The following is a 16,120-nucleotide window of genomic DNA, read 5'->3' as shown; positions in this document are numbered from 1 at the left end:
ATTCTAATAGTTTGATTAAAAAAGAAAAATAAACACGTGTGTGCTACATCTGTGCGCTGAAATGGGTTTTATGGACAAAAAAAGAGCGCCTGGTGGCGCTCTTTCCATTCTATCAAGAATCAGAACTTCATGTTGAACTGGGCAGAGGCCAGGAAGGCGTTGCCGTGGGAAGTGCCTTGCCAGCGAGTTGCACTAGTATGATCTGGCAGACCTTCATTCACGTCGACTTTCTTGCCGTCCAGATATGCCATACCAAAGTCAACGCTCATATCGGTGTTGATATGGTAAGTGGCACCAGCGCTATACCAGATACGGTCCGAGTCGGGGATACTCAGACTACGGTATTCGGCTTCGATCGGGCTGTTGTCATAGGCAAAGCCCAGACGCGCTTCCCAAGCTGGATTGATATACCAGGTACCGCCGATGGAGTAGCGAGTGGAGTCTTTAAATTTCTCGGGTTTATTGAGACACACGCCTGGTTGGCCCGGGGTATTACAGCCTGAGCTGGTCGCCTTTAATTCTTGGAACGCGCTCCAGTCAGTCCAGTTGACGGAGTAATGAACTGCAAATTGTTGGTTCAAACGGTGGTAACCGGCAAATTCTGCTTGAGCAGGCAGATCTAACTTCAAATTGCCGTCAACAATTTTGTTACCTGACGTTGATCCTTGGAAATCACCATCAAAGCTCATATCTACTTGCGAACGATAAGTCAGTGCGAAGCGATGATTTTCATTGACTTCATACAAGGAACCAACGTTCCAACCGAAACCCCAAGTATCACCTTTAAGGTGTGCTACTCGAGTATTTGGAGCCGTTGGGCTTGCAAATCCGGCATAACGGTTCAACTCAGCTGCTCCGTATACGGCATTGACGCCAGCACCGATGCTGAAATGTTCGTTTATACGATAGGCAATGTTTGGATTGATATTCAAAGTCATCAATTCAGTGTCACCAGCACCGAGACCTGCAATAAAGCTCTTATCATATTCGGTAGACAAACCGTAGTTTGAGAACAGACCGATGCCCCAAGCCCATTGGTCATTCAATGGTTGGATAAAATAGGAGGCAGGTACGAATGCTGCGGGAGCAATGCCACTTTGACTGGCATCCTTACCGTTTAGAAGGGGGCTTGGAGATGAAAGCTTACCCTCCACATCCACATCCGGTTTGATGTAGGTGCCGGAGACAGAGACCGCCATCTTGTCGAAGGTGGTCATGGCTGCGGGGTTACGGGCCAGTACGGAGGCGTTGTCGGCGATAGCCGCTTCACCGGCATAGGCGCGACCCAGACCGGAGGCCGAGTGCTCGTTCAACTGGAATGCCGCAGCATGGACTTGACCGGTGGCCAGCGCGATGGTGGCGGCAATCAGGCTCTTCTTGAAAATAGTTGTCGTCATGGTTTTCTCTCTTGTAGGCAGATTTTTTTGCCGATATTGGCTGCACGTTCAATGCAAACCTCGACAAAATCCGTTTTTATTTCAGCTTCTTCCCAATCAATTCTGGCGTGATTCTATGGATCTGGTAGGAGGTAAGAAATCAGACCAGTGACAGCAGAATACATAAAAGTGATCGATGTGTTAATCATTTGTTTTAACTTGCTGTTTAATTCATCAGTTTCATAGGGTAACGGCGGATTATTGACCTGGATTGCCGATCCAGGTCACAAAAATAATTTTGCCGATTTTTCGATATTTTGAGGCAAATGAGCGACAACGCGGGGGAAACGGTGGGAAACAGGCAGCCACTCGTGACGGCTGCCTGTCATTCAGGTCTGGTCAGGCTTTGTTAAATGGCCCACTGCAGCTGTGACTGTAGTGCGCTGGCAACGGGTGCAAGTGGCTCTTTCATCTCGCCAATCAGCACCATATTGGCCCCTTTTAGCCGGACTATCTCCCCTTTGAGGGTGCCATCTTCAAAGTTGGCCTGTTGCAGGGTTAGCGGGACATGTTTGGGCACGATAAAGAGGGTGACTGGCCCCATCTCTCCCCTGATCACCATATGCAAAGCTGGCCCCTGATAAAACGAGCAGTGATTGACATAGGTCACCTTCAGTCCATCCATCTCCTTCAGGGTTGCTCCGTACATCTCCAGCTTGGCATTGATGCTCTGTAAATTGACCCGTTCGTCGATACCCTGGATAAAGGGCGCTTCGCCATAGACGTGGGCCATGGCCACTTGTGCGAGGGAAAGAGCCGTGGGCGTTGTCTCTGGCAGCGAGATCCAGCGGGTGCTCATCCCCAGCAGGAAGGCGACCGATGCGGCCATAGCGATCTGGCGCCAGGATGTCGAGGCCCGGCTCTTGACCGGCGCCGTACCAAGGGGGCGGGATGGCGGCATATCATCTTGCGTGTCACTGTCTTGCAGCATGGCTTGCCTGAGCAGGATCCGCTCAGCCAGTCCGGCGGGGACCTCTACCTGCATGGCGCGCTTGAAGCTTCTGTCGAACTGCTTCATCTCGTCGAGGCAGTTCCGATTGGCCTGGCTGGCTTCAGCGGCTTTGAGAAAGTCCGGCTGTTGATCGTTGGGCTGGATCATGGCGTTGCGGCGAAATTCGAGTTCATCCATGTCCGTGTCCTCTTGCTTGGTTCTTCTGCTCCATCGCCTCCTTGATCTGGTTGCGGGCGCGAAACAGTCGGGTCATGACGGTGTTCTTGTTGAGGCCGAGCATCTCGGCGATCTCTTCACCACTGAATCCTGCCACGACTTGCAGCAGCAGTGGCTCCTGATACTCCTCGGGCAGCCTGGCGATGTGACGGTGCAACCATTCGTGCTCCATCTGCTGTTCGCTGTGCAGCGTGTCGTGCTGGGGCTGAGGGTGATCGTCGAGATCCACCAGCTCCAGCTGTTTGCGTTCGAAGCGGCGGGCGTTCTCCCGTCTGAGGATGGTGATGAGCCACCCCTTGGCCGCCTTGTCATCTTGCAGGGTATCGATCGCCTTCCATGCACGCAGGAAGGTCTCTTGCACCAGATCTTCCGCCACGTTGGGATCCCGGGCCAGCCAGTAGGCATAGCGGTAGAGATCGCCGTGCAGCGCATGAACCAGTGCTTCAAATTTGGTTTGTTTGTCAGCCATGGGATCAGAGACCGGCGAAGTGGCCGGATCATTTCCACCAATATGCTGCCGAGCACGTTTTTTTCTAAAAAACAGCAGTGCCATAGGGCAATCCTTGTCAGGGAGCGTGGCGGCGGGAGCGGGAGCTCCCGTGCGCCAGCAGGTAAATCAGGTACGCAATACCGGCGGTTTCATCGGCCCTGAGGGTTCGCGCCAGAGTGCGCCACTCGATGGGCGGGCCAGCAGAGGGCCGGGCAAAACAGGCTCGCTCGAGTGCGGCGAGCGCGTTGCCGGTCCGATTATGCCCAGCGCTAGGCAACTGGCCTGAATGATAACAGGGGACTTGCCAGCGCAAACTCGCCCACTGGATCAGCGCCTTGCGACTGGCATCCGGCTGATGTTGGCCAAGGGCGCGCTGCAGTCGATAGAAGGCGCACCAGCGAGGCCCGTGGCGCCATAGTGCACGCAGTGCCAGGGCCAGTACGACCCACCAAAGGCTCTCTCGCAGCGCCATCTGCGGGCGCTGATCACCAGGTTGCGAACGTGTCGCTGGCTGAAATGTCAGCGTGATGGCGGGCAGGCTGGCCTGCTCAATCCGGCCACTTTGGGTATCAAACCAGGGCAGGTCAATGGGGGGCAGCTGATAGTCGCCGCTCTGCTCCGCAACCAGAGTCTGGCGCCACTGTCGCTCAAACAGCAGTTTGCCTTCGCGGTAACGCTCCTGCTGTTGCTCACCATCGGGATGGGCCTGCACACCCGTGGGCAGTTGATAGGCCATCAGGGGGGCAAGCTGGATCTGGCCGCTGTCACCATTTTCCATGGTCAGAGTGAGGATCCGGATCAGCGGTTCACCCACTTCGCCCGTGGTGGCCGGTTCAAGCCGTTGGCTCAGGGTCAGCCGGGTGGCCACCGGCGTGGCGGGGGCCTTGTCTACTCGAATCTCGAGTGGTGCCGCGCGGGCCGAGAGTCGTTGTGCCTTGCCCCCTTGCTGCGTGAGCTGCCCCTGCAAGCGGGGGGAGTCAAGGTGCCAGAGCCCCGGTGCCTTTGCCTGAACGAGCCAGCTGCGGGTGAGCCTGCCGGGCAGCCCTGATTGCGCAGGGGCGATCCACTCATCGTTACCGAGGCGACGGATGGTGAAGTGGGCAGAGCTGAGCTCGCTCAGCGCCGGGTTTTGCATACTGGTGGGCAGCCACAGGGTCAGTCGGTAGATCACCGGCTGGCCGGGATAGAGCGGGCCCTGATGATCAAGGCTTGCCTGCATCTCGAGGGGCGAGGGGGCTGCGGGCTGTGGCAGCGCGGCTGTACTTGCCTGTCGTATCGACAAGGTGAGCGAGGGGGTGAACTCATTTTCCAGCTTTAGCGGGGCAATCACCACCTCTGTATCAGTGGGTGAATTGCTCTGGTGCAGCGGGATCTGCCAGCGAGTCAGTTGTTGTACCGGGGTGGTGACCCTGCTCATGGTCACTCTGCCCACTGCAAACTGGCGCAGTAGGGGGGTGATCTCCAGCTCGCTGCTCTGGCGCTCGCCATCCGCTTCGATGATCAGCAGCCAATCGCTGGGGTCGGCCCCAGGCAGCAACTCTGCGCGAGGAGGCAAGGCCCAGCAAAATGGACTCGCCAGTGCGAGCAACAGCCCCCATCCTGCCCGCGTCACCAGGGCTCCTCCACCTTGATCAGATCCCGGCGCAGCGCCTCTTTGCGCAGTCGCTGCTCCAACAGCAACACCGGGGGAGAGGGTGGCAGGGGCATTGCCGTCGCCTGCTGATCAGCCGATGGTTCGGGCTGCTTGCTGTTGCTGGTATCGGGAGCGGCCGCCGCACCGCCTTGTAACAGAGAGAGGTTATAGAGCGCATCTTCATGGCTGGGCTCCAGCGCCAGTGCGGCCAGATAGGCCTCCTTGGCTGCCGCAAACTCCCCCAGTTGCAGCAGGGCATTGCCGCGATTGTAGTGGGCGGTGGCGCTCGATGCCTCCTGATAAACTGCGATGGCTTGCCGGTAGGCGCCGGCCCGATACCAGGCGTTGCCGCGCCAGACTGGGTCGTTGAAGGTGCGGGCTGCCTGCTCAAAATCTCCCTGTTGATAAGCCTGCATCGCCTGTAGATCCCCCCTCTCTGCCGCTTGCAGATCTTGTGGCGCAAGCAGCTGCGCTCCCACCATCAGCGCCACCACCATCAGCCGTGCGCCGACTCTGGCCAGCAAGGCGAGCGGTAACAAGGGGATCAGCAACCAAGGGCCAAGATCCAGTGGCGCCGGGGTGAGGGCCGAGGTAGTGGTGGGGAGCGGTGCAAAGCGAGGAACGTCGTTGCCAAGCCACTGCAGCTCACCGCCAAGACGATTGGCTAGGGCGGCAATAGCCTGACTATCGGGGGCGGGTAACTGCGCGGGCATGCGGGTGGCAAACCCCAACTCATTGGCCGGGATGGCGGGCATGGGGGCCGGTTGACCGCTGCTGGCGAGCAGAATATCGAGTCGAGCCGACTGGGTGCCGCGGCAAAGAAGGCGCTGCTGGCAGGGCCAGAGTGCGGCGATTTGGGTCATCTGGTTCGTGGTGAGGTCGTCGGTGATCAGCAGCAGACGCGCCTGTTCACCGGGAGCAATCTGCTTCATGGCAAGTTCAACGGCCCGTGCCGGGTTGCTGCCCTGCAGCGGCATGATATCGGGGCGCAAGTCGGGCAGCAGCAGCGAAAGGGCCTGATGATCCCGGGTTGGCGGCATGGCGAGATAGGCATCGCCCGCGTAGAGGATCAGCGCGATGCGCTCCCCCTTGGCGCGGCTCAGCAGTTGCTGCAACTGCCATCTTACCCGGGTCGCCCGATCCGGTTTGAGATCGGTGGCGGTCATCGAGCGTGACAAGTCCAGCAGCCAGATATCGAGCGGCGCCGCAGGCTGCTGTTGCAGCTCACCGCGAAGGGCTGGCCCGCTCAGGGCCAAAATCACGGGCAGGGTTGCCAGCCAGAGCCAGGGGCGCTGAGGGCGGGATGCGGGCAGCAGATAAGCCTGCATGGCTGGTGCGAGCAGCGGGGGCTGGCGACGACGAATCCACCCTTGCCAGAGCCAGGGAATGAGTGCAATCAGCCACAGGGGTCGGAGCAAGATCAGCTCCATCTGCGCGCGCCTCGTGCCAACCAGCTACGCACCTTGCGAAACTCCAGCCTGCCGCGCCCTGATGGCAGAAGCAGCAAACCACAAAGCAGTGCCAACGGCCAGGGGTAGAGCTCGATCACCGGCTGGTAGTGGGCAACCGGCATGGGAGCTGGTTCAAGGGCATTGAGGGTCGCGTTGATGGCATCGAGATCGCTCTGGGTACGTGCCCGAAAGTAGCGTCCCTGGCCTGTCTGCGCCAGCGCTTGAAGAAGCGGCTCGTCCAGTTCGCTGCTGGGATCGGCCTGACTGCTGCCAGCCTCATCGTAGGGTTGAATAAAGGTATCGGGATCGGCCCCGACTCCCAGCGTATAGATCCGTATTCCCTGCGCCGCGGCGAGTTTGGCCTCCTGCAGCGGGTCGGCATTGCCTGCGGTATTGCGGCCATCGGTGACCAGCAGCAGGGCGGTGGGGCGACCAGGATCCCCATGCTGACGTGCCAGCTGGATTGCTTCGCCAAGGGCGGTGGTTCGGCCGACCAGATCAAAATCGAGCTCGTCGCTCAAGGTCAACAGCGCCGGGATCTCCTGAGTGAGGGGAGAGAGCAGGTAGGCGTGATCGGCAAAGACAATGAGGCCCACCCTGTCTCCGGCCCGTTTGGCGATCAGCGCCTTGATCTGCTGGCGCACCGCCGTCAGCCGTGCTTGCTGCTCGCCGTTATCGAGCATATCAGGGGTGCGCATGCTGTCTGACAGATCTACCGCCAGCAGCAGATCCCGACTCCCTTCATATTGGATCACCGGTTCTCCCCACCACTGGGGGCGGCAGAGGGCGAGGATGAGGGCACCCCAGAGCAGCATGGCGCGCCAGAGCGGCAATCCGGCGTGGGGACGCAGCAGCGCAAACCCGGGGTGAGCCAGATAGCCGTGGCGCAGGGGCGGCAAGCCGAAGCGCACCAGCAAGGGCAGCACCAGCGCCAGCGCAAACCAGGGCCAGGCCAGGATCATGGATGCCTCCGCGCGGCTTTGCGTCTTGGGCGGGGGGAGAGCTGCAAGAAGAGGGTTTGACCCCAACGGCGATAATGTTGCCGAAGCTGTTCGCACTGCTCGCGAGTCGGGTTCTGGCTGCCATAGAGCCAACTGCTCCAGTGAGACGAGAACTGGCTGAAATTGCTGCCCCCGTGACGATCGACGAAGGCGAGCCACGCCTCTCCCTGCAGCTGGCGCGCCTCGGGCCAGCGTTGCAGTGATTCATGACGCAGGGCCTCCTGTATGCGTGCCACCAGCAGTGCGGGATCTCCCTCCAGCTGACGACACCAGCGGCGGTAACGTATCACCCTGCGGGCAATCAGGACGATCAGTAGCAGCAATAACGCTGTGATCAATAGCCACAATAGCGCCTGCACTCTGGGGTCAAGACTCTGTTCAATCAGATTCGCTCCCGGGTGAATGTCGCGCATCAGGGCGGCCAGCGGCGGAGTGATGGCGTCGGAGGCGGGACTGGCGCTGTCGAGTTCGGCGGGGGAGATCATCCCTGATGACATAACCCCTCCTGCCACTGTTGTTGCAGCGTCTGGCCGTTATCGAGCAGATAGAGGCGCTGCACCAATGGCAACAGCAACTGTTTGCCGTGGGCCAGTTGCTGCTCGGCGACATGCCGGTAGCGGCGGGAGAAACCGGCATGGCTCCCATCCAGCCAGCCCTGATAGTGCTGCCCAGGCCGATCGATGGCCACTGGCAGCTGGCCGTCAGGGGGAAGGGCTGCCTCGAGGGGGTCACGGATCTGCCAATAGTGAATATCGTGGCGCCGGGAGAGCAGTTGCAATTGCTGACAGAGCACCGACTCGCAGGGTCTGTGATCGGTGATGATCGTCAGCTTGGCACCGTGAGGCAGCTTCACGCCGGACAAGGTGTCGCCCAGCGAGTGAGAGAGCGCACGTCGTGCCAGCCCTTGCTGATAGTGATGGCAGAGGGATTCGAGCAGGGGCAGCACGCTGCCCCGCTGGCTCTGGTGATGGGGGATAAGCCCGTGGCAGATCAGGGTGTTGTGCTGCTTCCCCCCTTGCCAGATCAAGGCTGCTGCCAGCTCGCACCCCAGACGCGCCTTGAGTTGCAGCGTGGAGCCGAAATACATGGCAGGAGAGAGATCGAGCAGCAGCCAGTGCGCCTGATCCAGCTCCTCGCTATAGAGGCGGGTATAGGGACGACCGAGGCGTGCGGTCACTCGCCAGTCGATATGGCGTACCTCGTCACCAGCCTGATAGGCGCGCAGCTCCTGAAACGTGAGTCCGGGAGAGCGGCTCGGTTTGCCGCGTTCGCTGCTGCTTCTGCCTGCGTGAGGTGGCTTCCTGGCCTTGGCCCAGAGCCGGATATTGAGCAGCCGTGGCAGCGACAGGGCGATATCGGGATGGAGGTCCGGTGTTAGGGACATGGCACCTGATCCAGCAGTTGGGCGATCAGGATATCGTTATCCAGATTGTCGGCCAGTGCCTGATAGCTGGGAATAAGGCGGTGGCGCAGCACAGGATAGGCTTGCAGCTGAATATCTTCCGGCAGCACATAATCACGTCCGGCGAGCCAGGCTCGGGCGCGGGCGGAGCGAGCCAGTCCCAGCGTAGCCCGAGGGCTAGCCCCCACGGCAATCAGCGGCTCGAGGGCAGGGCAAAGACCACTGCCCGGGCGGGTAGCGCAGACCAGCTCCACCAGATAGTGCTCCAGTCTGCTTTGCATGGTGACCGCCAGCACTTCGCTGCGAGCACCTTGCAAGGTGGTCTGGCTCAGAGTCACTGGTACCGCGCCAAGCTGTTCGCCGCTGGCGTTGAGCTGCAAGATGGCGAGCTCCATGGTGGGGCTCGGGTAATCCACCATCAGCTTGAGCAGAAAGCGGTCTAGCTGGGCTTCCGGCAGGGGATAGGTACCCTCCTGCTCGATGGGGTTCTGGGTGGCTGCCACCATAAAGAGAGGCGGCAGTCGCCAGCTCTTTTTGCCCACGGTGATCTGGTGTTCGGCCATGGCCTCCAGCAGCGCTGATTGCACCTTGGCCGGTGCCCGGTTGATCTCGTCCGCCAGCACCAGATGGTTGAAGAGGGGACCTGGCTGGAAAACAAAACTGGCATCCTGCGGGTGAAACACCTCGCTGCCGGTGAGATCGGCGGGGAGCAGGTCGGGGGTAAACTGGATACGGGCAAAGCGCCCCTCGACGGCTCCCGCGAGCGCCTTGACGGCGCGGGTTTTGGCAAGACCGGGGGCCCCTTCGATTAACACATGTCCTTCACATAACAGGGCGATCAAGAGTCCTTCGACAAGCTCCTCCTGTCCCAGGATCTGACTGCCAAGATAGTCCCTAAGCGCGCTGAATTCGGCCGCTGCCATGCGATAAACCCGTTGTTTTTATGGAAGTTGATCTTTTTATACTCCAGTTGCTCCCCAAGGGCGAGCAAAGGGGCCTTGCCGTGCTTAATTTAGTTTCAATCAGCTGTATGAAACTTGTGATTGGATTGTTAAGATGTGGCGCAATGAGGTCAGACCTCTGCCTTTTAAACCAAGGAGCCAGGATGAAACAGCCATTGAAACTGACGACTCGCCAGGGCGAACGGATTGCCGTCGTGGCGGGGCTGCGTACCCCCTTTGCCAAGCAGGCCACCGCCTTTCATGGCGTGCCAGCAGTCGATCTAGGCAAACTGGTGGTGAGCGAGTTGCTCGCCCGCACCGATCTCGATCCCATGCTGATCGATCAGCTGGTGTTTGGCCAGGTGGTGCAGATGCCGGAAGCCCCCAACATTGCCCGCGAGATCGTGCTCGGTACCGGCATGAGCGTCACCACCGATGCCTATAGTGTCTCCCGCGCCTGCGCCACCAGTTTTCAGGCGGTGGCCAACGTCACCGAATCCATCATGGCCGGTACTGTGGATATCGCCATCGCTGGCGGCGCCGACTCCTCTTCCGTGCTGCCCATCGGGGTGAGCAAGACGCTGGCGCGCGCCTTGGTGGATCTCAACAAGGCGCGCAATTTGCAGCAGCGCTTCAATATTCTGCGTCAATTGCGGGTCAAGGATCTGCTGCCGGTGCCGCCTGCGGTGGCGGAATACTCCACCGGCCTCTCCATGGGGCAGACGGCCGAGCAGATGGCCAAGAGCCACCAGATCAGCCGCGAGGCGCAAGATGCGCTGGCTCACCGCTCCCACACCCTGGCCGCGCAGGCCTGGGCCGATGGCAAGCTCAATGGCGAGGTGTTTACTGCTCACGTGCCGCCCTACAAGTCACCGCTGGAGCGGGACAACAACATCCGTGAAAGCTCGGATCTCGCGAGCTACGCCAAGCTCAAGCCGGTGTTTGACCGGGTCCATGGCACAGTGACTGCCGCCAACGCCACCCCGCTCACCGACGGCGCCGCCGCCGTCCTGCTGATGCGCGAAGGTCGGGCGAAGGAGTTGGGCCTCGAACCGCTGGGCTATATCCGCAGTTTCGCTTTTTCGGCCATCGATGTATGGCAAGACATGCTGATGGCGCCCTCCTATGCCACGCCGCTGGCGCTGGACAGAGCCGGTATCACGCTCAGCGATCTGACCCTGATCGACATGCACGAAGCCTTTGCCGCCCAGACTCTGGCCAACCTCAAGATGTTTGCCAGCCACGAGTTTGCCCGTGACAAGCTGGGCCGCGATCAGGCCATCGGCGAGGTAGACATGGACAAGTTCAACGTCCTCGGCGGTTCGCTGGCCTACGGCCACCCCTTTGCCGCGACCGGTGCGCGGATGATCACCCAGACCCTGCACGAGTTGCGTCGTCGCGGTGGGGGATTGGGGCTCAACACCGCCTGTGCGGCGGGTGGATTGGGCGTGGCTATGGTGTTGGAGGTTGAATGATGAGCGCTAAGACTTTTTCCCTGGATGTTCGCAAAGATGGCATCGGCATCCTCACCATGGATGTGCCGGGCGAGAGCATGAATACCCTCAAGGCTGCCTTTGTGGAGGAGATCCGCACCGTACTGGCCGAGGTCAAACGCAACAAGGATTTGATCGGTCTGGTGATCACCTCCGGCAAGAAGGACTCCTTCATCGCCGGTGCCGATATCACCATGCTGGCCGCCTGCACCAGTGCCAAGGATGCCGAGACCCTGTCGCGGGAAGGGCAGGAGATCTTTGCCGAGATCGAGGGGCTGACCATTCCGGTGATCGCCGCCATTCACGGCCCCTGCCTCGGTGGCGGGCTGGAGTTGGCGCTGGCCTGTCATGGCCGGGTGGTGACCGAGCACGGTAAAACCGTGCTGGGATTGCCGGAAGTGCAGCTCGGCCTGCTGCCGGGCTCTGGCGGTACCCAGCGTCTGCCGCGCCTCATCGGGGTGGCCAAGGCGCTGGATCTGATGCTGACCGGCAAGCAGGTGCGGGCCAAACAAGCCAAGAAATTGGGGCTGGTGGACGATGTGGTGCCGCCCTCCATCTTGCTGGATGCCGCTATCAAGCTGGCCAAGAAGGGTAAACCGCGCCATCAGTTGAAACGGGATCTGCAGGGCAAGGTGCTGGAGACCAACAAGCTGGGTCGCAAGGTGCTGTTCGATCAGGCCAGCAAGGGGGTGAAAGCCAAGACCCGTGGCAACTACCCGGCGCCGGAGCGGATCCTGGACGTTGTGCGCATCGGTGTAGAGGAGGGGATGAAAGCCGGTCTGGCCGCCGAATCCCGCCACTTTGGCGAGCTGGTGATGACGGCTGAGTCTGCCGCCCTGCGCTCTATCTTCTTTGCCACCACCGAGATGAAGAAAGAGGTCACCTATCAGGGGGCCGAGCCGCGCAAGGTGGCCCATGCTGCCGTGCTGGGCGGTGGTCTGATGGGCGGCGGCATCGCGTTCGTCACCGCCACCAAGGCGGGCGTACCGGTGCGGATCAAGGATGTAGCCAGCAGTGGCATCGGTAATGCCATGCGCTACAGCTACGACATTCTGGCCAAGAAGCTCAAGCGTCGTCACATCCTGCGCAGCGAGCTGGAAAAGCAGATGAGCCTGCTGACCGGTACCCTCGACTACTCCGGTTTCCACCGGGTCGACATGGTAGTGGAGGCGGTGTTTGAGGATCTCAATCTCAAGCACCAGATGGTGAAAGACGTGGAGCGTGAGTGCGGTGAGCACACCGTGTTTGCCTCCAACACCTCCTCCCTGCCCATCAACCAGATTGCGGCAGAGGCGGCGCATCCGGAGCGGATCGTGGGGCTGCACTACTTCAGCCCGGTCGACAAGATGCCGCTGGCGGAGATCATCCCCCACGCTGGCACCAGTGCCGAGACGGTCGCCACCGCCCTGGCTTTTGCCCGTGCCCAGGGCAAAACCCCCATCGTGGTGAAGGACGAAGCCGGTTTTTACGTCAACCGCATCCTCGCTCCCTATATGAACGAGGCGGCAAGACTGGTACTGGAAGGTGAGCCGGTGGAGGTGCTGGACAGCGCGCTGCTGGACTTTGGCTTCCCGGTTGGCCCCATCACCTTGCTTGATGAGGTCGGTATCGACGTGGGCGCCAAGATCTCTCCCATCCTTGAGAAAGAGCTGGGCGGCGAGCAGTTCCAGGCGCCCAAGGCGTTCGACAAGCTGCTGCAAAACGATCGCAAGGGACGCAAGAACGGCAAGGGCTTCTACCTCTATGGCAAGGCGGCACCGCGTAACAAGCTGACCGGCAAAGAGGGCAAGAAGACGGTGGACGAGAGCGTCTATGGCGTGCTCGGCATCAAGCCTTCTGCCAAGCTGGCCCGTCAGGAGATCGCCGAGCGTTGCGTGCTGCTGATGCTCAACGAAGCGGCCATGGCGCTGGATAGCGGTGTGGTGGCCTCGGCCCGTGATGGCGATATCGGGGCCATCTTCGGCATCGGCTTCCCGCCTTTCCTCGGCGGCCCGTTCCGCTACATGGACACGTTGGGGATCGATCATCTGGTTGGCCGTCTGGAGTATTACCAGAAGCGCCACGGCGACCGGTTTGCCCCCTGTGCCCGTCTCAAGGCGATGGCCGCAGAGCAGCAGACCTTCTACTGATAACCGCTGCAGATTGACCGCAAGGCAAAGAGGCCCGCACACCATGCGGGCCTCTTTCTATGTGGTGGTTTGTTCGGGTTGTATGGCTTGGGAAGCGCTCATGCTGGCAGGGTTAAATGCCGATAAAGAAACGGCCCACCGAAGTGGGCCGCCGAGGTATCGGGTCACGGGTCAGATCCCCGGTTTGCGCTCCGGACAGCGGCCGATGATATCGGGTGGCAGATCGCCGTTATCCTGCTCCAGCACCACGTCGAATCCCCACAGTTGATGCAGGTGCTTGAGCACCTCATGGCGCGAGTCGCCAAGGGGGATGCGGTTGTGGGGCACATAGCGCAGGGTGAGGGAGCGATCCCCTTTTACCGCTACGTTGTAGACCTGAATGTTGGGCTCCAGATTGCTCAGGTTGTACTGGGCCGACAGGGTATTGCGCACCTGACGATAGCCTTCGTCATTGTGGATGGCGGAGACCTTCAGATAGTTCTTCAGATCGTCGTCATCGATGGCGAATAGCTTCATATCCCGCATCACTTTAGGACTGAGGAACTGGCTGATAAAGCTCTCGTCCTTGAAGTTCTGCATGGCAAAGTGGAGGGTTTCGACCCAGTTGCTGCCAGCGTAATCGGGGAACCACTGTCTGTCCTCCTCGGTCGGGTTCTCGCAGATGCGGCGCAGGTCGGTAAACATGGCAAACCCCAGCGCATAGGGGTTAATCCCCGAGTAGTAGCGACTGTTGTAGGCCGGTTGATAGACCACGTTGGTGTGGCTGTGCAGCACCTCCATCATGAAGCGATCGCTCAGCTTGCCCTCGTCATAGAGGTGATTGAGGATGGTGTAGTGCCAGAACGTGGCCCACCCCTCGTTCATCACCTGGGTCTGCTTTTGTGGATAGAAATACTGGCTGATCTTGCGCACGATACGCACCACTTCCCGCTGCCAGGGCTCCAGCAAGGGGGCATTCTTCTCGATGAAGTAGAGAATGTTCTCCTGGGGCTCGGCGGGGTAGCGTCTGTCCTCCACCCCCGCGGCTTTATGCTGCTTGGGCAGGGTACGCCACAGCTCGTTGACCTGAGTCTGCAGATAATCTTCCCGCGCCTTCTGACGCCGCTTCTCCTCGGCCATCGAGATCTTCTGGGGCCGCTTGTAACGATCTACCCCGTAGTTCATCAGCGCATGACAGGAGTCCAGTAATCGTTCTACTGCTTCAATACCGTGTTTTTCTTCACATTCGGTGATGTATTTCTTGGCAAACAGCAGGTAGTCGATGATCGAGGACGCATCGGTCCACGCCTTGAACAGGTAGTTGTTCTTGAAGAAGGAGTTATGACCGTAGCAGGCGTGGGCCATCACCAGCGCCTGCATCGGCATGGTGTTCTCCTCCATCAGGTAGGCGATGCAAGGGTCCGAGTTGATGACGATCTCGTAGGCCAGTCCCATCTGGCCGCGCTTGTAGTTGCGTTCGGTATGGATAAAGCGCTTGCCGAACGACCAGTGTTGATAGCCGATGGGCATGCCGACACTGGAGTAAGCATCCATCATCTGCTCGGCGGTGATCACCTCGATCTGGTTGGGGTAGGTGTCCAGCTTGTAGAAACGGGCGACCCGGGCGATCTCCTGATGATAAGTCTCCAGCAGATCGAAGTTCCAGTCTGGTCCGTCATCCAGTGGCGCTACACGTTTTTCAGTTTCGATCATGTGACCTCCTCACGCCGCTTGTTTCTTGAACAGCTCGCGGAACACCGGATAGATATCCTCGACCTTGCGAATGTGTTCCATCGCAAAGTGGGGGAACTGGCTGGCTACCGACTCATATTCGTGCCACAGAGTCTGGTGGGCACGGGTAGTGATCTCGATGTAGGAGTAGTAGCGCACCCTTGGCATGATGTCCCGCGCCAGGATCTCCCTGCACTGCGGTGAGTCATCGGCCCAGTTGTCACCGTCCGATGCCTGCGCCGCATAGATGTTCCACTGGTTGGCGGGATAACGCTCGTTGATGATGTCGTTCATCATCTTGAGCGCGCTGGAGACGATGGTGCCGCCGGTCTCCTGGGAGTAGAAGAACTCGTGTTCATCCACCTCTTTGGCCTGGGTGTGGTGGCGGATATAGACCACCTCGACGTTCTTGTAAGTCCGGCTCAGGAACAGATAGAGCAGGATATAGAAACGCTTGGCCATCTCCTTGGTGGCCTGATCCATGGAGCCCGAGACGTCCATCAGACAGAACATCACCGCCTGGCTGGAGGGGACGGGCCGCTTGACGAAGTTGTTGAACTTGAGATCGAAGGTGTCGATAAACGGCACCGCATCGATCCGCCGTTTCAGCTCCCGGATCTCCTTCTCGAGCAGCGCGATTTCGGCAAAGTGTTCGTTGGGATCGGCGGCCAGCAGGGTCAGCCTATCTTCCAGTTCATGCAGCTGGCGTTTCTTGCCCGCCTGCAGCGCCATGCGCCGCGCCAGCGAATTTTGCAGCGAGCGCACCACGTTAATGTTGGCGGGCACCCCGTTGGAGGTGTAGCCCGCCCGGTAGGTTTTCATCTCCATCAGCTGGTTGAGCTGGGTTTTCTGCAGCCTGGGCAGCTCCAGATCCTCAAACAGCAGATCGAGATACTCATCCTTGGAGATCTGGAACACGAAATCATCGGCCCCTTCACCCTGATTGGATGCCTGTCCCTCGCCGGAACCCTGTCCTCCGCCCCCTCCTTTGGGGCGGTCAATCTTGTCGCCGGAGACGAATTGATCATTACCGGGATGCACCATCTCCCGTTTACCGCCTTGTCCCTGATGAAAATGGGGTTCGCCGATATCCTTGGTCGGGATGCTGATGTTCTCGCCCTTGTCTACGTCCTGAATGCTGCGCTTGGAGACAGCATCCGAGACCGCTTGTTTTATCTGCTTCTTGTAGCGGCGGATGAAGCGCTGCCGATTGACAGCGCTTTTGTTTTTGCCGTTGAGCCTGCGGTCGATAAAATGCGCCATAAC

The 16,120-nt window shown here is 59.7% G+C and carries 13 protein-coding genes; 2 read left to right on the top strand and 11 right to left on the bottom strand.

The genetic code is table 11. The features are described 5' to 3' along the window. Window positions 1-119 precede the first annotated feature (119 nt). The 9 genes from I6G90_RS05495 to I6G90_RS05455 form a co-directional block, all read right to left on the bottom strand. On the bottom strand, window positions 120-1,397 hold the full coding sequence (locus I6G90_RS05495) for an outer membrane protein transport protein (protein WP_197930114.1): 1,278 nt from the start codon (window positions 1,395-1,397) through the stop codon (window positions 120-122). 388 nt (window positions 1,398-1,785) lie between these two features. Next, the gene (locus I6G90_RS05490) at window positions 1,786-2,565 is read right to left on the bottom strand and encodes a DUF3379 domain-containing protein (protein ID WP_197930113.1); all 780 of its coding nucleotides are present in this window, start codon (window positions 2,563-2,565) and stop codon (window positions 1,786-1,788) included. Next, on the bottom strand, window positions 2,558-3,157 hold the full coding sequence (locus I6G90_RS05485) for a sigma-70 family RNA polymerase sigma factor (RefSeq protein ID WP_197930112.1): 600 nt from the start codon (window positions 3,155-3,157) through the stop codon (window positions 2,558-2,560). Before I6G90_RS05485 ends, I6G90_RS05490 begins: the two co-directional genes overlap by 8 nt. A 13-nt stretch (window positions 3,158-3,170) precedes the next feature. Further along, a complete protein-coding gene (locus tag I6G90_RS05480; protein ID WP_197931163.1) occupies window positions 3,171-4,682 on the bottom strand; it encodes a BatD family protein in 1,512 nt (503 codons plus the stop codon). A 20-nt stretch (window positions 4,683-4,702) separates the two neighbouring features. After that, the gene (locus I6G90_RS05475) at window positions 4,703-6,157 is read right to left on the bottom strand and encodes a VWA domain-containing protein (RefSeq protein WP_197930110.1); all 1,455 of its coding nucleotides are present in this window, start codon (window positions 6,155-6,157) and stop codon (window positions 4,703-4,705) included. Beyond that, complete coding sequence (locus tag I6G90_RS05470) at window positions 6,148-7,140, bottom strand: VWA domain-containing protein (protein ID WP_111806941.1); 993 nt, start codon at window positions 7,138-7,140, stop codon at window positions 6,148-6,150. Before I6G90_RS05470 ends, I6G90_RS05475 begins: the two co-directional genes overlap by 10 nt. After that, a complete protein-coding gene (locus I6G90_RS05465; protein ID WP_197930108.1) occupies window positions 7,137-7,676 on the bottom strand; it encodes a DUF4381 domain-containing protein in 540 nt (179 codons plus the stop codon). The genes I6G90_RS05470 and I6G90_RS05465 overlap by 4 nt, the downstream gene beginning before the upstream one ends. Beyond that, complete coding sequence (locus I6G90_RS05460) at window positions 7,661-8,563, bottom strand: DUF58 domain-containing protein (protein WP_197930106.1); 903 nt, start codon at window positions 8,561-8,563, stop codon at window positions 7,661-7,663. The genes I6G90_RS05465 and I6G90_RS05460 overlap by 16 nt, the downstream gene beginning before the upstream one ends. After that, window positions 8,554-9,504: an AAA family ATPase gene (locus tag I6G90_RS05455; protein WP_197930105.1), complete on the bottom strand. Its 951-nt coding sequence runs from the start codon at window positions 9,502-9,504 to the stop codon at window positions 8,554-8,556. The genes I6G90_RS05460 and I6G90_RS05455 overlap by 10 nt, the downstream gene beginning before the upstream one ends. A 182-nt stretch (window positions 9,505-9,686) precedes the next feature. Between I6G90_RS05455 and fadI the strand changes: the two genes are divergently transcribed. Further along, complete coding sequence (gene fadI / locus I6G90_RS05450; RefSeq protein WP_139408547.1) at window positions 9,687-10,997, top strand: acetyl-CoA C-acyltransferase FadI; 1,311 nt, start codon at window positions 9,687-9,689, stop codon at window positions 10,995-10,997. After that, window positions 10,997-13,144: a fatty acid oxidation complex subunit alpha FadJ gene (gene fadJ, locus I6G90_RS05445; protein ID WP_197930104.1), complete on the top strand. Its 2,148-nt coding sequence runs from the start codon at window positions 10,997-10,999 to the stop codon at window positions 13,142-13,144. The genes fadI and fadJ overlap by 1 nt, the downstream gene beginning before the upstream one ends. 171 nt (window positions 13,145-13,315) lie before the next feature. Here fadJ and I6G90_RS05440 read toward each other — a convergent pair whose 3' ends face one another. Further along, complete coding sequence (locus I6G90_RS05440; protein ID WP_042060437.1) at window positions 13,316-14,836, bottom strand: SpoVR family protein; 1,521 nt, start codon at window positions 14,834-14,836, stop codon at window positions 13,316-13,318. A 9-nt stretch (window positions 14,837-14,845) separates the two neighbouring features. Beyond that, window positions 14,846-16,117, bottom strand: coding sequence for a YeaH/YhbH family protein (locus I6G90_RS05435; RefSeq protein ID WP_197930103.1), 1,272 nt, complete (start codon window positions 16,115-16,117; stop codon window positions 14,846-14,848). Between the last annotated feature and the right edge of the window lie 3 nt (window positions 16,118-16,120).

The organism is Aeromonas allosaccharophila (genome assembly GCF_016026615.1).
GTDB lineage: Bacteria > Pseudomonadota > Gammaproteobacteria > Enterobacterales > Aeromonadaceae > Aeromonas > Aeromonas allosaccharophila.
Note: the sequence above shows the minus strand (reverse complement) of the source record. Positions and strands in the feature narration are given on the sequence as shown.

Bases quoted from the DNA above. Each gene is read 5' to 3' on its own strand.
- I6G90_RS05495 (WP_197930114.1), bottom strand. From the start codon at position 1,397: ATGACGACAACTATTTTCAAGAAGAGCCTGATTGCCGCCACCATCGCG.
- I6G90_RS05490 (WP_197930113.1), bottom strand. From the start codon at position 2,565: ATGGATGAACTCGAATTTCGCCGCAACGCCATGATCCAGCCCAACGAT.
- I6G90_RS05485 (WP_197930112.1), bottom strand. From the start codon at position 3,157: ATGGCACTGCTGTTTTTTAGAAAAAAACGTGCTCGGCAGCATATTGGT.
- I6G90_RS05475 (WP_197930110.1), bottom strand. From the start codon at position 6,157: ATGGAGCTGATCTTGCTCCGACCCCTGTGGCTGATTGCACTCATTCCC.
- I6G90_RS05470 (WP_111806941.1), bottom strand. From the start codon at position 7,140: ATGATCCTGGCCTGGCCCTGGTTTGCGCTGGCGCTGGTGCTGCCCTTG.
- I6G90_RS05465 (WP_197930108.1), bottom strand. From the start codon at position 7,676: ATGTCATCAGGGATGATCTCCCCCGCCGAACTCGACAGCGCCAGTCCC.
- I6G90_RS05460 (WP_197930106.1), bottom strand. From the start codon at position 8,563: ATGTCCCTAACACCGGACCTCCATCCCGATATCGCCCTGTCGCTGCCA.
- I6G90_RS05455 (WP_197930105.1), bottom strand. From the start codon at position 9,504: ATGGCAGCGGCCGAATTCAGCGCGCTTAGGGACTATCTTGGCAGTCAG.
- fadI (WP_139408547.1), top strand. From the start codon at position 9,687: ATGAAACAGCCATTGAAACTGACGACTCGCCAGGGCGAACGGATTGCC.
- fadJ (WP_197930104.1), top strand. From the start codon at position 10,997: ATGAGCGCTAAGACTTTTTCCCTGGATGTTCGCAAAGATGGCATCGGC.
- I6G90_RS05440 (WP_042060437.1), bottom strand. From the start codon at position 14,836: ATGATCGAAACTGAAAAACGTGTAGCGCCACTGGATGACGGACCAGAC.
- I6G90_RS05435 (WP_197930103.1), bottom strand. From the start codon at position 16,117: ATGGCGCATTTTATCGACCGCAGGCTCAACGGCAAAAACAAAAGCGCT.